General features: G+C 66.9%; 16 protein-coding genes and 1 pseudogene. 2 read left to right on the top strand and 15 right to left on the bottom strand.

The features are described from left to right. Positions 1-19 precede the first annotated feature (19 nt). From AC1DNF_RS31870 to argS, 6 genes are all read right to left on the bottom strand, one after another. Entirely contained in the window at positions 20-1,609 is a 1,590-nt protein-coding gene (locus AC1DNF_RS31870) for an RNA polymerase factor sigma-54 (RefSeq protein ID WP_478152663.1), read from the bottom strand. Between the two features lie 109 nt (positions 1,610-1,718). Then, entirely contained in the window at positions 1,719-2,510 is a 792-nt protein-coding gene (gene lptB / locus AC1DNF_RS31865; RefSeq protein ID WP_478152662.1) for an LPS export ABC transporter ATP-binding protein, read from the bottom strand. Continuing rightward, the gene (lptA, locus tag AC1DNF_RS31860) at positions 2,510-3,211 is read right to left on the bottom strand and encodes a lipopolysaccharide transport periplasmic protein LptA (RefSeq protein ID WP_478152661.1); all 702 of its coding nucleotides are present in this window, start codon (positions 3,209-3,211) and stop codon (positions 2,510-2,512) included. The genes lptB and lptA overlap by 1 nt, the downstream gene beginning before the upstream one ends. Before the next feature lie 142 nt (positions 3,212-3,353). Then, positions 3,354-4,004: a thiol:disulfide interchange protein DsbA/DsbL gene (locus tag AC1DNF_RS31855; protein ID WP_478152660.1), complete on the bottom strand. Its 651-nt coding sequence runs from the start codon at positions 4,002-4,004 to the stop codon at positions 3,354-3,356. A gap of 85 nt (positions 4,005-4,089) precedes the next feature. Beyond that, positions 4,090-4,815, bottom strand: a complete 726-nt coding sequence (locus AC1DNF_RS31850) for an SPOR domain-containing protein (protein WP_478152659.1) — start codon at positions 4,813-4,815, stop codon at positions 4,090-4,092. Positions 4,816-4,829: 14 nt separating this feature from the next. Then, the gene (gene argS, locus AC1DNF_RS31845) at positions 4,830-6,503 is read right to left on the bottom strand and encodes an arginine--tRNA ligase (RefSeq protein WP_478152658.1); all 1,674 of its coding nucleotides are present in this window, start codon (positions 6,501-6,503) and stop codon (positions 4,830-4,832) included. 133 nt (positions 6,504-6,636) lie between these two features. Between argS and AC1DNF_RS31840 the strand changes: the two genes are divergently transcribed. Continuing rightward, on the top strand, positions 6,637-6,957 hold the full coding sequence (locus AC1DNF_RS31840) for a PsiF family protein (RefSeq protein WP_478152657.1): 321 nt from the start codon (positions 6,637-6,639) through the stop codon (positions 6,955-6,957). A 36-nt stretch (positions 6,958-6,993) separates the two neighbouring features. Here the strand turns inward: AC1DNF_RS31840 and AC1DNF_RS31835 are convergent, their stop codons facing one another. The 8 genes from AC1DNF_RS31835 to AC1DNF_RS31800 form a co-directional block, all read right to left on the bottom strand. Continuing rightward, entirely contained in the window at positions 6,994-7,713 is a 720-nt protein-coding gene (locus AC1DNF_RS31835; RefSeq protein WP_478152656.1) for an ABC transporter ATP-binding protein, read from the bottom strand. Further along, entirely contained in the window at positions 7,710-8,510 is an 801-nt protein-coding gene (locus AC1DNF_RS31830; RefSeq protein WP_478152655.1) for an ABC transporter ATP-binding protein, read from the bottom strand. The genes AC1DNF_RS31835 and AC1DNF_RS31830 overlap by 4 nt, the downstream gene beginning before the upstream one ends. Beyond that, positions 8,507-9,370: a branched-chain amino acid ABC transporter permease gene (locus tag AC1DNF_RS31825; protein WP_478152654.1), complete on the bottom strand. Its 864-nt coding sequence runs from the start codon at positions 9,368-9,370 to the stop codon at positions 8,507-8,509. Before AC1DNF_RS31825 ends, AC1DNF_RS31830 begins: the two co-directional genes overlap by 4 nt. Continuing rightward, on the bottom strand, positions 9,370-10,251 hold the full coding sequence (locus AC1DNF_RS31820; protein ID WP_478152653.1) for a branched-chain amino acid ABC transporter permease: 882 nt from the start codon (positions 10,249-10,251) through the stop codon (positions 9,370-9,372). Before AC1DNF_RS31820 ends, AC1DNF_RS31825 begins: the two co-directional genes overlap by 1 nt. A gap of 148 nt (positions 10,252-10,399) precedes the next feature. Beyond that, positions 10,400-11,587 (bottom strand): ABC transporter substrate-binding protein, encoded by a 1,188-nt coding sequence (locus tag AC1DNF_RS31815; RefSeq protein WP_478152652.1) that lies wholly within the window; start codon positions 11,585-11,587, stop codon positions 10,400-10,402. A 233-nt stretch (positions 11,588-11,820) separates the two neighbouring features. After that, positions 11,821-13,854 carry a spermidine synthase gene (locus AC1DNF_RS31810; protein WP_478152651.1) on the bottom strand — a complete coding sequence of 678 codons (2,034 nt, stop codon included), beginning with the start codon at positions 13,852-13,854 and terminating at the stop codon, positions 11,821-11,823. Between the two features lie 7 nt (positions 13,855-13,861). Continuing rightward, positions 13,862-14,320, bottom strand: a complete 459-nt coding sequence (locus AC1DNF_RS31805; protein WP_478152650.1) for a DUF2214 family protein — start codon at positions 14,318-14,320, stop codon at positions 13,862-13,864. Next, a complete protein-coding gene (locus AC1DNF_RS31800) occupies positions 14,317-15,285 on the bottom strand; it encodes a LysR family transcriptional regulator (RefSeq protein ID WP_478152649.1) in 969 nt (322 codons plus the stop codon). The genes AC1DNF_RS31805 and AC1DNF_RS31800 overlap by 4 nt, the downstream gene beginning before the upstream one ends. A 102-nt stretch (positions 15,286-15,387) precedes the next feature. On the opposite strand from AC1DNF_RS31800, the gene AC1DNF_RS31795 reads away from it, so the two are divergent. Continuing rightward, positions 15,388-16,290 carry a LysR family transcriptional regulator gene (locus tag AC1DNF_RS31795; protein ID WP_478152648.1) on the top strand — a complete coding sequence of 301 codons (903 nt, stop codon included), beginning with the start codon at positions 15,388-15,390 and terminating at the stop codon, positions 16,288-16,290. Positions 16,291-16,306: 16 nt separating this feature from the next. Here the strand turns inward: AC1DNF_RS31795 and AC1DNF_RS31790 are convergent. Continuing rightward, a pseudogene (locus AC1DNF_RS31790) lies at positions 16,307-16,451 on the bottom strand (IS110 family transposase); the annotation flags it as partial.

Genomic DNA, 16,451 nt, shown 5'->3' with positions numbered 1-16,451 from the left:
GGCTTGCGGCCGGACGCTCCTAGAGGGCCTTGCGCAGATTGGCTGGCGCGATGCGCAATGCTTCCCGGTACTTCGCCACTGTGCGGCGAGCGCATTCGATGCCTTGCTCCTTGAGCATCTCCGAGAGCTGGCTGTCGGACAGCGGCTTCTTGAGATCCTCGGCGCTCACGAACTGCTTGATCAAGGCGCGCACCGCGGTACTCGACGCGTTGCCGCCGGTCTCGGTGCCGAGCGCGGAGCCGAAGAAATACTTGAGTTCGACAGTGCCGTAGGGCGTCGCCATGTACTTGGCGGTGGTCACCCGGCTGATGGTCGACTCGTGAAGGCCCAGCTCGTCGGCGATCTCGCGCAGCACCAGCGGACGCATCGCCAGCTCGCCGTGCACGAAGAAGCTCTTCTGCCGCTCGACGATGGCGTTGGACACGCGCAGGATGGTGTCGAAGCGCTGCTGGATGTTCTTGATGAACCAGCGCGCCTCCTGCAGGCGCTGCGACAGCGCCTGGCTGCCCTCGCCCTTGTGCTGCCTGAGCGCGCCGGCATAGATGTCGTGCACGCGCAGGCGGGGCATCACCTCGGGATTGAGCATGACGCGGAACTTGGCGTTGGTGCCGTTGCCTACGCGCGTGACGATCACGTCCGGCACGACGACGTTGCGCTCGACATCCACGAAGCGGCGGCCCGGCTTGGGTTCGAGCCGGGCGATGAGTTGCAGGGCGGCGCGGACTTCTTCCTCGTTGCTGCGGGTGAGCGTGGCCAGGCGCTTGAAGTCGCGCCGGGCGAGCAGCTCCATCGGCTGTTTGCAGATCGCGAGGGCGGTCTTGCGCACCTGGGCCTCGTCGGGGCTTTCGCCCTCGTGGGCGAGGGCCCTCAGCTGGATGCTGAGGCACTCGCCGAGGTTGCGCGCGCCGACGCCGACCGGCTCCAGGCTTTGCAGCAAGCCGAGCGCGACCTGGAAGTGGTGCACCAGATCGTCGAACTGGTCGTTGTCGTCGCCCGCCAGGCCCGAGGCGAGGGCGGGCAGCGAGTCTTCGAGGTAGCCGTCGTCGTTGAGGGATTCGATCAGGAAGCGCAGGGCGGCGCGGTCGTTCTCGTTGAGGCGCAGGCCCAGCGCCTGGCGATGCAGGAAGGACTGCAGCGATTCCTGGCTGCGCGCGAGTTCGGTCGCATCGGTGCGCTCGTCGTCGCCGAGGTTGTTGGCACGCGCGGGAGCGTCGCCGCCCCATTCGGTATCGTCGGGCGCGAGGTCGATGGTGCCGTCGCCTTCCCAGTCGGGTTCGCCGTCGGCGGTATCGGTGGTGGAGGCGGCCTCGGTCTCGGCCGGGCTTGCGACAGCGGCCTCGGCCACGGAGGCCGACGGCCCGGCGCTGAATTCGCCCTCGCCCTCGGCCAGGCGGTCGTCATCGCGCACCGGCGCATCGGCCGACTCCAGGCCGAATTCCTCGCGCGTGGCTTCCTCGGCGGTGCGCTCGAGGAAGGGGTTGTCGTCGAGCATCTGCTCGACTTCCTGGCTCAATTCGAGCGTGGACAGCTGCAGCAGCCGGATCGACTGCTGAAGCTGCGGCGTCAGGGCGAGATGCTGCGATACGCGCAGCGAAAGACCTTGCTTCATGGCGCACGACAACAAGTGAGGCCGCCGCACACGGCCGCGCGATGCGGCCGGCCCGTCCCCGGCAGGGGGTCGGCGAGGCACGATGTGCGGAGCCTGGGGGTAAGCAACATTACATCCGGAAGTGTTCGCCCAGGTACACCCTTCGCACCTCGGCGTTGTCGACGATCTCCGAAGGCGTGCCTTGTGCCAGCACATGCCCGTCGCTGATGATGAATGCGTGATCGCAGATGCCCAGCGTTTCACGCACATTGTGGTCGGTGATGAGAACGCCGATGCCGCGTTCCTTCAGGAAACTGATGATCCGCTGGATCTCGATCACCGCGATCGGGTCGATGCCGGCGAAGGGCTCGTCGAGCAGGATGAAGCGCGGTTGTGTGGCGAGGGCGCGCGCGATCTCGACGCGCCGGCGCTCGCCACCCGACAGCGAGAGCGCGGACGAATCGCGCAGGTGATCGACACGCAGGTCGGTCAACAGTTCGGTGAGCCGCTCCTCGATCCGCTTGTTCGACAAGGAGACCGGCCGCCCCGAGCCATCGGGCTCGTACTGGAGCTCCAGCACGGCGCGCACGTTCTCCTCGACCGTGAGCTTGCGAAAGATCGAAGCTTCCTGCGGCAGGTAGCTCAGCCCCATGCGCGCGCGGCGATGGATGGGCATGTGCGCGATCGGCTCGCCGTCGATGGTGATCTCGCCCGCATCGGCCCGCACCAGCCCGACGATCATGTAGAAGGAGGTGGTCTTGCCCGCGCCGTTGGGGCCCAGCAGGCCGACCACTTCGCCCTTCTGCACGGCCAGCGAGACGTCCTTGACGACCGTGCGGCTGCCGTAGCTCTTCTTCAGGCCGCGCGCCTCCAGGCGGCTGCCCGCCGTGGCTGCATGGGGGTTCAGGCCGAGGGCTGCCATCACTTGCCTTGCTCGCCGCTGAGCGTGGTGCTCGGGCGCAGACCCGAACCGGCGGCGGGAAGGGTGGCGGGCGCGGCGGCCCGGGCAGGCGCCGGCGCCGCTGCCGGCGCCGCTGCCGGCGCCGCGGGCTTGGGCGTCAGGACGGCCCTCACCCGGCCGCTGGATTGCGTCGCGACGCCCGCGTTCGGCGGCAGCGAGGACCCGTTGACGCTGAAGGTGTCGTTGCTCTGGTCGTAGACGATCAGCGGTCCGCTGCTCTCGTCGTTGACAGTCGCGCCCAGCAGCCGGCGCATCACGGCGCGCCGGATGAATTTCACGTTGTCGGCGCGGCTGTCGTATTCGATCACTTCGGCTTCACCCTCGATCCATTCGTCGGGCCCGGCGTCGCGCTTCTGCTTGTAGTAGGCCAGCTTGCCCGGCGCCGCGGTGACGACGCCGTACTGGTAGCCATCCGGGTCCTGCCGCACGTCGATGCGCGCGCCGCGGATGGTGATCGTGCCCTTGGTCACCAGCACGTTGCCCGTGAAGACGCTGGTCTGCTTGAGATCGTCGTAGCGCATCGCGTCCGCATCGATGTTCATCGGCTTGGTACGGTCGGCCTTCTCCGCCTGGGCGAGCGGCGCGAAGCCAGCCAACCACAGGGTGAGGACAAAAGCACTAACCAGCTGGCTAAGGGAAAAGGATGAGGGTTGCGACTTCATAGAGGCACGAAACTTGCTGCGCGATTGTATGCGGCCGGGGGTCCCGGTTCGGCGCGGCCCGAATGAAAAAGCCCGCCGAAGCGGGCTCCATCGACTTTAGGGCATCCAGGCAGAGCATGGTTGCCCGTCCCGGCATAGGCCGTCAGCCCTTGCGCGCCTCGCCGATCAGGTAATCCGCGACCTTCAGCGCGCCCTCCATCGAGCCGGAGGTGTCGCCGTCCAGGTACCAGCGCCCGGCCACGCCGAAAGCCGGCACGCCGGCGACCGCGTAGTCGTTGGTGAGCTGGGTCGCGCGCTTGGCCTTGCCGACCACGGAGAAGGACTTGAACAGGTCGGCGAACTTCTTGGCATCCAGACCCGGCTGGTTCGCGGACCAGGCAAGAATCGCGTCGTCCCCGTTGATGTTCTGGCGCTTGTTGTGGATGGCGTCGAAGATCTTCAGTTGGAATTCGTCGACCTTGCCCAAGGCTTCCAGCGTGTAGTAGAGGCGCTGCTTGGCTTCGACGTCGTTGCCGACGAAGGGTACCGGCACGCGCTTGAACGCCACATGCGGCGGCAGCTGCTTGACCCAGGCTTCGAGCCGCGGCTCGAACGCGGCGCAATGCGGGCAGTTGTAAGAGAAGAATTCGAGCACCTCGACCTTGCCTGCGGGGGTGTCGATGGGCGCGGGTTTCTTCAGCGCGATGTACTCGGTGCCTTCCTTGGGCACGCGCGGCGATTGCGCATGCGTCGGGGCGGCCAGTGGAAGAAGGCCGAGCGTTGCCGCGGCCAGCGAAAAATCACGACGTTTCATAAGAAGAAGTCCTACAGTGTGGGCAGAAAGAGCCGGCCCCGCGGATCGAAGTTCCCGGTGAACAACAGTAACGGAGAATCAAGTCTCAGCGTTGAACACGGACCAGGGCCGATTCGAGGCCACCGCCGTCGAGCCGCTCCTTCAGCCGATCGGCTTCGTCCTTCTTGTTGAAAGGCCCCGCGCGCACGCGGTAGACAGTGCGCCCGGCCTGTTCGCGCTCCGTCACCTTCGCCTCCACGCCCATGAGCGACAGCTTGGCGCGCTGCGCCTCGGCGTCCTCGGGCGTGCGGAAGGCACCCGCCTGCACGAAATACACGAAGGGATCGGTGGCGGCGCTGACACCCGAGCTGGCGTTGGCGGTGGCCACGCTCGTGCCGCCGCCCGAGCGCGCTCTGGCGAGGTCGCCGATCGGATCGTTCGACGGCGGCAGCGCGTTCGCTTCGGCCGGAACCGGCGCCGTGCGCGCCGGGCGCGGCGCGGCGCTGGGTGCGACCACCACGGGCACCGGCCCGCTCGGAGGATGGAGGGGACCGACCGACGCGGGCTGCGGGGGCGCGGCGGATACCTCGGGCACGGCGGCCGTCGCCGGCCGCTGGGCGTTCGACTTGCCGGCGAGCGGCGCATTCGGGTCCCAGTCGCGGTTCTTGCGGGCTTCGGCTTCGTCCTGCTCGGCCCCGCCGCGCTGGGTCTTGGTCATGAACGGTATCGGCACTTTGGTTACATAAACCGCAATGCCGAGCGCCACGCCGAGGCCGAGCACCAAGCCGACGATGAGCCCGATGATGGTGTTGCCGCTTTGTCGTTGTTTCATGGAGAGAGTGGAATTCACATCTTGCGCGGCGCGCTGACGCCGAGAATTGCGAGGCCATTGTGCAGCACCTGCGCGGTGGCGGCGACCAGCGCCAGGCGGGCCAGCCTGACCGGCTCGTCGTCGACCAGGATACGCTCGGCGTCGTAATAGCTGTGGTAGCTCGCGGCCAGTTCGCGCAGGTAGAAGGTGACGTCGTGCGGCGCGAAATCCTTGGCTGCGGCACCGAGCATGTCCGGGTACTTCGCCAGCAGCAGCATGAGGGCCTGCGCCGCGGGGCTCTGCAACGGGGAAAGGTCGACTTGCGCTAGCGTGGCCGCATTGCCGCCCCACGCCGCCAGCACCGAGCAGATCCGCGCATGCGCGTACTGCACGTAGTAGACGGGGTTGTCGTTGTTCTGCGCCAGCGCGAGATCGATGTCGAAGGTGTATTCGGTGTCGGGCTTGCGGCTGAGCAGGAAGAAGCGAACCGCGTCGGTGCTGGTCCATTCGATGAGGTCGCGCAGCGTGACGTAGCTGCCGGCGCGCTTGCTGATCTTGACCTCTTCGCCGCCGCGCATCACGCGCACCATGGTGTGAAGCACGTAGTCCGGATAACCGGCCGGGATGCCGACGCCCGCCGCCTGCAGTCCGGCGCGCACGCGCGCGATGGTGCCGTGGTGGTCGGTGCCCTGTATGTTCACGACCCTGTGGAAGCCGCGCTCCCACTTGGCGATGTGATAAGCCACATCCGGCACGAAGTAAGTGTAGGTGCCGTCGCCCTTCCTCATGACGCGGTCCTTGTCGTCGCCGTAGTCGGTCGACTTGAGCCACAGCGCGCCGTCCTGCTCATAGGTCTTGCCGGCGTCGATGAGCTTCTGCACCGTGGCGGCGACCCGGCCGCTGGTGTAGAGGCTGGACTCGAGGTAGTAGTTGTCGAACCGGACCTGGAAGGCCTTCAGGTCCAGGTCCTGCTCATGCCGCAGGTAGGCGACAGCGAACTGGCGTATGCCGTCGATGTCTTCCACGTCGCCGCTCGCGGTGAATTCGCGGTCGTCTGAGCGCACGGTCTTCTTCGCCTTGAAGTCCGCGGCGATGTCGGCGATGTATTCGCCGTTGTAGGCCTGCTCGGGCCACTTGGCGTCGCCGGGCTTGAGGCCAATGGCGCGCAGCTGGGTGCTGGTGGCGAGGGTCTGGATCTGGACGCCCGCGTCGTTGTAGTAGAACTCGCGATAGACGCTGTCGCCCTGCGTGGCGAGCAGGTTGCAGATGGCGTCGCCGAGCGCGGCCTGGCGACCGTGGCCGACGTGCAGCGGGCCGGTGGGATTGGCAGAGACGAACTCGACCAGCACACGATCGCCGCGCTGGGGCTGCCGGCCGAAGTCCTCGCCCGCCGCCAGCACCTCGCGCACGACCTGCTGCTTGGCGGCGGTCTTCAGGCGGATGTTGAGGAAGCCGGGGCCGGCGATCTCGATGGCGTCGACCCATTGACCGAAAGCCGGCGTGGCGAGCAAGGTGGCGCGGAGCTCATCGGCCAGCTCGCGGGGCTTGCGCCCCAGCGGCTTGGCGAGCTGCATCGCCGCCGTGCTGGCGAAATCACCGTGCGCCGCGACCTTGGGGGATTCGAACGCGGCTTTGCTGCCCGCGCCGGGTGAGAGGGATTCGAGCGTGTTCGCGAGCGCCGCGAGCAGCTCCTGTTTGACCAATAGCATCGCGGGATTTTACCGGGGGCAAACCCCGCCCCCGCGCCGGCCGTCATCCGCCGGACGCCGACAGCCGTTAGTGGGGGCGACCCCGGTGGGCCGGGGCTGCCTTCCCACTCAATTCTCCGAGGACACACACATCATGAAGAAGCTCCTTTCCGCGATCGCCATGGGCGCCTGTCTCTCCTTCGGCGTCGCGTACGCGGCCGACCCGGCCCCCGCCGCCGCTGCCGCCGCCAAACCGGGCAGCAAGCTCGGCGCGTGCAGCAAGGAAGCCGCCGGCAAGGGTCTGAAGGGCGAGGAACGCAACAAGTACCTGTCGGACTGCAACAAGGGTCTTACCGCCGCCGCCGCGCCGGCCAAGCCGGTCAACAAGCTGGGCGCCTGCAGCAAGGAAGCCAAGGAAAAGGGACTCAAGGGCGAAGAGCGCAACAAGTACCTCTCGACCTGCAACAAGGCCTGAACGACTGAAGAAAAGCCCCGCATGCGGGGCTTCTTCTTATCCGCCCAGGTACGCGTCCTGCACCTTCGGGTTTCCGAGCAATTCGTGCCCGCTGCCCGACAGCACGATGCGCCCGGTTTCGATCACGTAGGCGCGGTCGGCGATCTTGAGCGCCTGGCGCACGTTCTGCTCGACCAGGAAGATGGTGAGCCCGTTCTTGTTGATCTCGCGCAGTGTGCGGAAGATGTCCTGCACGATGATCGGCGCCAGGCCCATCGAAGGTTCGTCGAGCAACAGCACGCGAGGCTTCGCCATCAACGCGCGGCCGATGGCGAGCATCTGCTGCTCGCCACCCGACAGGTTGCCGGCCAGGCCCTCGGACCGCTCCTTCAAGACCGGGAAGAGCGTGAAGATGCGGTCCAGGTCCTCGAGGCGCTGCGCCCTGCCGTCGCGCCGCGTGTAGGCGCCGAGTTCGAGGTTCTCGCGCACGCTGAGCGTCGTGAGCGTGGCGCGCCCTTCCGCCACCTGCACCAGGCCGGCCGCGACGATCTTGTGCGGCGACAGCGAAGTCAGGTCCTGGCCCTGCATCACGACGCGCCCCGCCGCCTTCCTGACCAGGCCCGACAAGGCCAGCAGCGTGGTGGACTTGCCCGCGCCGTTGGCGCCGACCAGCGTCGTGATCTGCCCCTCGTGCAGTTCGAAATCGATGCCCTTCACCGCTTCGATGTGGCCGTAGGCGACCTTCAGCCCCTCGACCTTCAGGAGTGGCGCGCTCATGACCTGGCCTCCCCGTGGCTCGTCGCCTCGTCTTCCTCGCGGCCCAGATAGGCCTCGATCACCTGCGGGTCGTTGCGGATCGCGTCCGGCCCGCCGCGCGCGATGATGCGGCCGAAGTTCAGCACGGCGATGTGCTCGCACAGGCCCATCACGAAACGCATGTCATGCTCGATCATGAAGACCGTGTAGCCCCGCGCGCTGATGTTGCGGATCTCGTGCATCAGGTCGGTCTTTTCGGTGCTGTTCATGCCCGCGACCGGCTCGTCGAGCAGCAGCAGCTTGGGTTCGGTCGCCAATGCGCGGGCGAGTTCGAGCTTGCGCTGCTCGCCGTACGAGAGCTTGTCCGCCGTGTCGGTGGCCTTGTGGTCCAGCTTGACCCAGGAAAGCAACTCGCGCGCGCGTTCCCGCGCGCGGCGCTCCTCGCTGCGGAACAGGCCCGATGAAGCAAGCAACCCGAAGGCACCGTAGCCCAGCTTCGCGTGCATGCCGACCATCACGTTCTCGATCAGCGACATTTCCTTGAAGACGCGGATGTTCTGAAAGGTGCGCGCGATGCCCGCGCGGGTGATCTCGTGCGGCTTCATGCCCGCGAGATCCTTGCCTTCGAATCGGATCGTCCCGCCCGTCACGGGCAGCAGCCCGGTGGTGAGATTGAAGACGGTGGTCTTGCCCGCGCCGTTGGGGCCGATCAGCCCGAAGATCCCGCCCTTCGGCACCTCCAGGTGGACTTCCTGCAGCACCCGCAGCCCACCGAAGTGGCGCGAAACGCCATCGAGCGTGAGAAGTCCGGCGCTCATGCGACTGCTCCCTTGCGCCCGAACCAGTGCCGTATGCGCGCCGGATCCCAGATTCCCTTGGGCAGGAACAGCACGATCAGCACGAGGATGATGCCGTTGAGCACCAGGCGGAAATCGCCGAACGCGCGCAGCGATTCGGGCAGCACGGTGAGGATCATGCCGCCGAGCACGGGGCCTGTGAGTCCGTTGATGCCGCCGAGCACGGCCATCGTCAGGATGTCGACGCCACGGTCGAAGCCGAACTCGTTCGGGCCGATGAAGAAGGTCAGGTGCGCATTGAGCGTGCCGGCCAGCCCCGCGATGGCGGCGCCGAGCACGAAGGCGAGCATCTTGTGCGCGGCGACGTCGATGCCCATCAACCCGGCTGCCGTTTCGTCTTCCTTGATGGCTTCGAAAGCGCGGCCGACTTTCGAGCGCCTCAAGCGCCACAAGGCCAACAGGACCAACACCAACGCCAGCACCACGTGCCACCACTGGGTCGAAGGCGGAATGCCGTTCAGGCCCAGCGCACCGCCGGTGAGCGATTCGGCATTGAGGATCGCGATGCGCACCACCTCGCCGAAGGCGAGCGTGGCCATGGCGAGGTACACGCCCGACAGCCGGAGCGTCGGCTTGCCGATGATGAAGGCCATCAGCGCGGGCGCCGCCATGCCGGCCGCGATGGCGACCGGAAATGGCACGCCCCAGCTCATCGTGAGGATGGCCGACGTGTAGGCCCCGATGCCCATGAATGCGGCATTGGCCATCGCCAGCATGCCGCATGACAGGGTGAGCCATATCGACAGCGCGAGCAGCGCATTGGTGCCCAGCGAGAGCACCAGGTTGCTGTAGACAGACCAGAAGTTGGCGAGCGCGTCCATCAGACTTTGCGCTCTTGCAAGGTGCCGAACAGACCCTTGGGCCGCACCAGCAGAACGAGGAAGAGCAGCCCGAACGCGACCGCGTCACGCATGGTCGAGCCGATGTAGGCGACCGACAGGACTTCCGCGAAACCGAGGAACAGGCCACCGATGAGCGCGCCGCGGATGTCGCCCATGCCCCCCAGGATGATGACCGCGATGCCCTTGTGCAGCATCGGCTGGCCCATGAGCGGAAACACCGCATTGGAATAGAGCCCGATGAGCACGCCCGCCAGCCCGCCCAATGCCGCCGCGGCGAAGGACGTCATGTAGAAGAGACCCTCGACGTTCACGCCCACCAGATAGGCCGCCTTGGGCGATTCGGCAATGGCGCGCAGCGCGCGCCCCAGCTGCGTGCGCTTCAGTGCCAGCAGCAGGACGGCCATCAGCGCGAAGGAGAGCAGGATGATGCCCAGTTCGAGCGCGGTCAGGTGGATGCCGCCGAGGCTCATCGACTGGTCGGAGATCACGCCTTGCGGGAAGCGGATGTTCTGTGCGCCGAAGATGCCCTGCACCCCGTTGTTCAGGATGATGGCCACGCCGATCGTGGCGATCATCGGTATGAGGTGCGGGGCGTTGCGCGCGCGCAGCGGCCTGAGCACCAGGTAGTCGATCAACAGACCGAGCCCGCCACAGAAGGCAAAGGCAAACAGCATGCCGGCCCAGAGCGGCAACGCGAACCGCGCCATGGCCTCGACCGCCGCGTAAGCGCCGACCATGAAGACCGCGCCGTGCGACAGGTTGATGACGCCGAGCACGCCGAAGATGAGCGTGAAGCCCAGCGCGAAGAGGGCATAGACGCACCCCAGCGAGAGGGCATTGACGAGTTGCTGTTCAAGCAAGGAAGACACCTCCGGCGCGCCACGACGGCGCACCGCAAAAGACAAACTGAAGCCGATCTCGCGGAGAGCACCCGGATGGCGCGCTCCTCCGACGAAGTGCGACGAGATGGCCAAGCCAGTCGCGCCCGCCTCGCCGGAGCCTGGGCAATTACTTCTCGATGACGAACTCGGTTCCCTTTGTCACGCTGACGATGGGAAGTTGCTGGGCGTCGTAGCCAGCCGGCTTGCCCGCCTTGTCGTTTGCACGACGGAACTGGAACGCACCGGTCGCACCGGTCCACTTGACGGCCGGCAGGGCGTCGCGGACAGCCGTGCGGTCCGCCGGCAGGTTGCCCGACAGCTTGACAGCCTTCAGCGCCTGCGCGGAGATGTACATGGCGTCGTAGGCCTGCGCGGCGAACTGGTCGGGCGCCGTCTTGTACTTTTGCTGGTAGGCCTTGATGAAGCGGGTGTTCTCCGGCGTCGCGTTGCTCGCCGACCATGGGCTGCCCACATACAGGTTGTCGGACTGGCCCTTGGCAAGATCGAACACCTTGACCGAATTCATGCCGTTGCCACCGATGAACGGCACGTTGAGGCCGAGCTGGCGGGCCTGCACCATGATGGGCGCGCCTTCGGCGAGCAGGGCCGACAGCACGATGGCATCGGCGCCGCTGGCCTTGATCTTCGTGAGCTGGGCCTTGAAATCGACATCGCCCTTGGCGAAGGTCTCGGTGGTGGTCACCGGGATCTTCAGGTCTTCGAGCGCCTTCTTGAAGTTGTCATAGCCGCTCTTGGTGAACACGTCGTCGTTGCCGTAGAGGACCGCGACCTTCTTGATGCCCGCCTTCTTCACGGCCACCTTGATGGTTTCGGGAAGCACGTCGGCTTCGGTGACGGAATTGCGGAAGACGTAGTCGCCGATGGACGTGATGCCGTCCGCGGTGTTGGACGTGCCGAACGCCACCGTCTTGGCGGCCTGCGCGATCGGGTCGCCCGCCTGCGCGGAGTTCGACAGCGTGGGGCCGAAAACCATCAGCACCTGGTCCTGGAAGATCAGCTTCTTGAAGACGTTGATGGCCTCTTCCTTCTTGCCCTGCTCGTCGGCGACGACCAGCTGGATCTTGTTGCCGTTGATGCCGCCCGCGGCATTGATCTCGTCGGCGGCCAGTTCGAAGCCGTTGCGGATGGCAACGCCGTACTGCGCGGCGCCGCCCGACAGGGCTTCGGCAACACCGATCTTCAGATCGGCGGCGTGGGCGCTGCCGCTGAAGGAAGCGAAAGCGCCGAAGAAGGCGATGGCGCCAACCGCAAGAGACGTTCTGTTACCTGGAAATCGATGCATGAAGACTTTCATTTTTCTGGATCCTGCGTTTGGTTCGCACGGACAAAATTGTATTACTCGACATTTCCACACCAGGCAAGAACACCCGGGGGGGTCGGGATTCTCGCCGCTCGGCACGCGGCGCGCATCCTCGGGTGTGAATTGATCTTCGCGCCTGCTCGTGTGTGTCGTCAATTCGAAGTGGCGCATTGGCCAGCGGGAGCGGCACATTGGCCAGTGCCAGAGCTTCAGTGTTCTTCCCGACGCTACTTCAGCACGCCGAAGAGGTTGTTGAAGTCATCGGTCCAGGCGCGCAGGCCGGGGATCGGCGTGATCGCCGAGCTCGCCGCGGCAAGGGTGCCCCGGGTCAGCGCCTGGGGATCGCGCGCGACCAGGACCCAGTCGGTGCTGCGCAGCCCTTCCTGCGGCGGTTCGTCGTGCACCAGTACCGCGTGCAGGCCCTTCGCCAGCGCGATCTTCCCGACCACGGGCGCGAGCGCGAGGAAGCGGTTGGTCACATGGAAGGCGATGATGCCGTCCGGCCGCATGTGCCGCAGATAGACATCCATGGCCTCGGAGGTAATCAGGTGGATCGGCACCGAATCGCCCGAGAACGCATCGACGGCCAGCACATCGAAGGCCTGCGGGCTCTCGCGCTCCAGTGCCAGCCGGGCGTCGCCGAGCACGCGGTCGATGTGGGCGCGGCTATCGGCGAGAAAGCTGAACTCGGTGTCGGCGAGCTCGAAGACCTGGGGATTGATCTCGTAGACCCGGTAGACGTCGCCCGCCCTGCCGTAGGTGGCCAGCGTGCCCGCCCCCAGCCCGATGAGCCCGACGTGCCGCGCCGCCTGTGGCGCGGCGGCGATGGTCCGGCCGATGCCCGAACTCGGCCCGTAGTAGGCGGTGGGCTCGCGTCGGCGCTCGCGCGCCAGGTACTGCTCGCCGTGCTTGACCGAGCCGTGGTACATCTGCCGCACCCTGTCGCGCACCGCATCGCCGTCCGAATCGAGCGTGATCAGCGTGCCGTAGAAGTTGCGCTCCATGCGCCGCGCGCCGGAGGTGTCACCCTCGACCTGAAGCGCAAGGAACCAGGCACAGCAGGCCGCCAGCGCCAGCGACGCCACCATGCCCAGGCGCCGGCTTCGCCACAGCAGGGCGGCGAGCAGCGCGCACAGGACCAGGCCCAGACCCAGCTCGTAGTACGCCGGCAGGACGTGCGGCGCGACCAGCCCCACGCTCACGCCGCCGATCGCCCCGCCCAGCGAGAGCATGAGATAGAAGCGCGTGAGGTACGCGCCGGCGGGCCGCAAGCTGGCCATCTCGCCGTGCAGGAACATGCACAACGCGAACAGCCCGACGATGTAGATCGGCAGCGCGGTCTTGACGTTGGAGCCCAGGCTGTCCTGCAGCCCGAAGGCGCACAGGGCCAGCATCACGGCGGCGAACGGGAGGAACACCACGCGGCGGTACCACCGGTCGCTCTCGAAGCACAGGACGAAAGTCAGCAGGTAGACCGAGAGCGGCAGCACCCACAGGAAGGGAATGGCCGCGACGTTCTGCGTGATATGGTTGGTGATGGCGAGCAGCAGCCACGAGCCCAGCGCCGGCAGGGCGAGCCAGGTCAGGTAGTCGGTGGCGCGAGGCTTCGCGGCGGGCGTCGCCTCGCTGGCCGCCGCCGCAGCGATCGCCGGCCCGCCCGCCCAGTGGCGCGACACGTAGAGCGTGGTGCCGGCGCACAGCAGCACGAACACGGCGTAGGCCACCGACCAGCCGCGGGCCTGCTGCATCAACGCGCTGTGTGGCTCGATGAGGACCGGATAGCTCAACAGCGACACCAGCGAAGCGAGGTTCGAGAGCGAGAAATACCGGTACACCTGCGCGCCCCAGGGCGTGCGCGCCACCCAGGACTGCACCAGCGGCCCGGTGGTCGAGAGCAGGAAGTACAGCAGGCCGATGGTGCCGAGCAGCAGGCCGAGGATCCAGACCGTCGGGTCTTCGGACCCGGTCGGCTTCCAGCGCGCGCTGGTCACGATCGGCAGGAAGGCCAGGCTCAGCAGCAGCAGGCCGACGTGCAGCCGCGTCTGCGCGCGCACGCCCAGGCGGCGCGTGATCCAGTCCGAGTAGGCGTACCCCGCCAGCAGCACGACCTGGAAGAAGACCATGCAGATCGACCACACCGCGGCCGAGCCGCCGAACCAGGGCAGGATCTGCTTGGCGATCAGCGGCTGGACGAGAAAGAGGAGGAAGGCACTGGTGAAGATGGTGCCGGCAAAGAGTGCCTTGACGTATGCCGGCCGCATCGGGGTGCTAGCCCCTGGCGCCGAAGCCGCGCGCCAGGAAGACGGCGACCAGCGGTATGAGCGCGATCAGGTGCGCCTGGATCATCACCAGCTTGCGCGTCTTCCGGATGTCGGTTTCGCTGGGCAGCGTGCCGTCGGCGCGCAGCGCCTTGCGCCAGCGGAAGTAGGTGAGCGTGGGGAAGATGGAGATGATGCCGACGATGATGAAGAGCGTGAGCTTCACGTGCAGCAGCGGGTTGGTCCAGTACCAGGCGGTGCCCTTGATGCCCCACCAGGTGCGCGCGACGCCGGTGGCGAGCACGGCGATGGCCGCGATGCCGTAGACCATGTCGACCCTGGCCAGCCGCTCGACCACGGCCGCATTGAGCCATTGCACACGGCACAGCGCGGCCTCGCTCGAGATGAAGACCACCATGGTGAGGATGGCCAGGATGTGCAGGTAGGCAAGGATCGCTTCGAGTGTCATCGTGGGTCTTCCTGGGGGGGTGCAAGCGTTGCGGGCGGGGTCATTGTGCCGCCCCAGAATTCGGGCCGGGCATATTGCGCCTTCAGAAAATCCAGCCACAGCCGCACGCGCAGCGGCAGGTGCTTGCGCTGCGGGAAGACGGCGTAGATGCCATTGGGCGGCGCGGCGAACTCGTCGAGCAGGGGAACCAGCAGGCCGGCATCGATTTCCGCTTCCACCTCCCACGTGCTGCGCCATGCGATGCCGTGGCCGGCCAGGCACCAATCGTGCAGCACCTGGCCGTCGGAGCAGTCCAGCGGCCCTGTGGGCTTGAGGTGCACGACCTCGTGCTCGCCGTTCGGGGTCGGCACGCGAAACGCCCAGCCGCGCGTCTGCGATGCGTCGCTCGAGAGGCTGAGGCAGGCGAAGCGCGCCAGTTCGCCGGGGTGGCGCGGCGCGCCGTGCCGGCGAACGAATCCGGGCGTCGCGACGCAACGCCGCCGGTTGTCCGCCAGACGCATGCTCACGAGCGAAGAATCGGGCAGGTCGCCCACGCGCACGGCGCAATCGAAGCTCTCTCCCGCCATGTCGACCAGCCGATCGCTGAGGTTCAGCGAGATCGTGACCTCCGGATGCAGTTCGTGGAAGCGCGGCACGAGCGGCGCGACATGGCGCCGGCCGAAGCCCGCCGGCGCGGTCACGCGCAAGTGCCCGCTGGCCTTGACGCCACCGGCGCTGACGCTGGCCTCCGCGTTCGCGAGTTCGACCAGCAGGCGCTGGCAGTCCTCCAGGAACGCGCTGCCTTCGTGCGTGAGCGTGATGCGGCGGGTCGTGCGCAGCAGCAGCTTGACGCCGAGCCGCTCTTCCAGCGCGTCCAGCCGGCGGCCCATGATGGCCGGCGCCACACCCTCGGCCTTGGCCGCGCCCGTGAGACTGCCGCGCGTCGCGATCGCGACGAAGGATTCGAGTTGCTTCAGGCGGTCCATCGCGGCCGATTATCCTCAGCGGCCTCAGGTAGCGGGCTCTCGCTCTTTCTGGGTACATTGGTGCTTCACGAAGCAGCACGGCCCTCACCCGACCGGAGACACATGGACAGCCTCGACCTGATCAGAACCTTTCGCGAAGTCGCCACGCATGGCAGCTTCTCGCGCGCGGCCACGCGGCTCGACATGTCGAGAGCTTCCGTCAGCAAGTACGTGGCCGAGCTGGAGTCCCGCTTCGGCGTGCGTTTGCTGAACCGTTCCACGCGGTCCGTGAGCCTGACCGACGCCGGCTCGCTGTTGCTCGAGCGCAGCAAGCCGGTGCTGGAAATGGTGGAGCACACGACGGCCGAGCTGCAGGAGCATGCCAGCCGCCCGACGGGTCGCCTGCGCATCGCCGCCTTGCCCGGCATGGGCCAGGGCGACCTGCCCAAGCTGCTGGGACAGTTCATGGGCCACTATCCCGAAGTCAGCATCAGCCTTCGGCTGACCAGCAACACGATCGACATGGCGGAGGAAGCGATCGACGTGGCGCTGCGCTTCGGCCCGATCGAGGACGACAACCTGATCGTGCGCAAGCTCGCGCGGGTGAAACTCACGGTGTGCGCCTCCCCGACCTACTGGAAGAAGCACGGCATGCCGACGCACCCCTCGGAACTGTCCGGGCACGACGCGCTGACGCATTCGAACGCCGGCCCGCATCCGCAATGGCGATTCGAGGTCCAGGGCAAGCCACTGGACGTCCCGGTGAAGAGCCGGATGGATTCGACGGACAACACCCCGCTGGTCCAGGTCGCGATGCAGGGCTTCGGGGTGGTCTACCTGCCGGAGATCACCGTGCGTTCGCAGCTCGACCACGGTGAGCTGGTACCGGCGCTGCACGATTTCGTGCGCAACGACATGTGGCTGTTCGCGGCCTATCTCCAGCGACGGCACAACAGCGCGGCCCTGCGCGCCCTGCTGGACTTCCTGCAGACCCGCATCGGCGCGCGCGCGGCCGCAAAGCGCTGAGCAACCGTCTTCCAAGTCAAGCCGAATGAAGCGAATCGTCCCAATGCTTGCCACTCTTGGCGATGGCGTTGAGCACCGTCAGGAGCTTGCGCATGGCTGCCACGAGGGCGACCTTCTTTGGTTTGCCGGCGACGACCAGGCGCTGGTAGAACTGCTTGAAC

Source organism: Variovorax sp. 01T432, from assembly GCF_056398605.1.
Note: the sequence above shows the minus strand (reverse complement) of the source record. Positions and strands in the feature narration are given on the sequence as shown.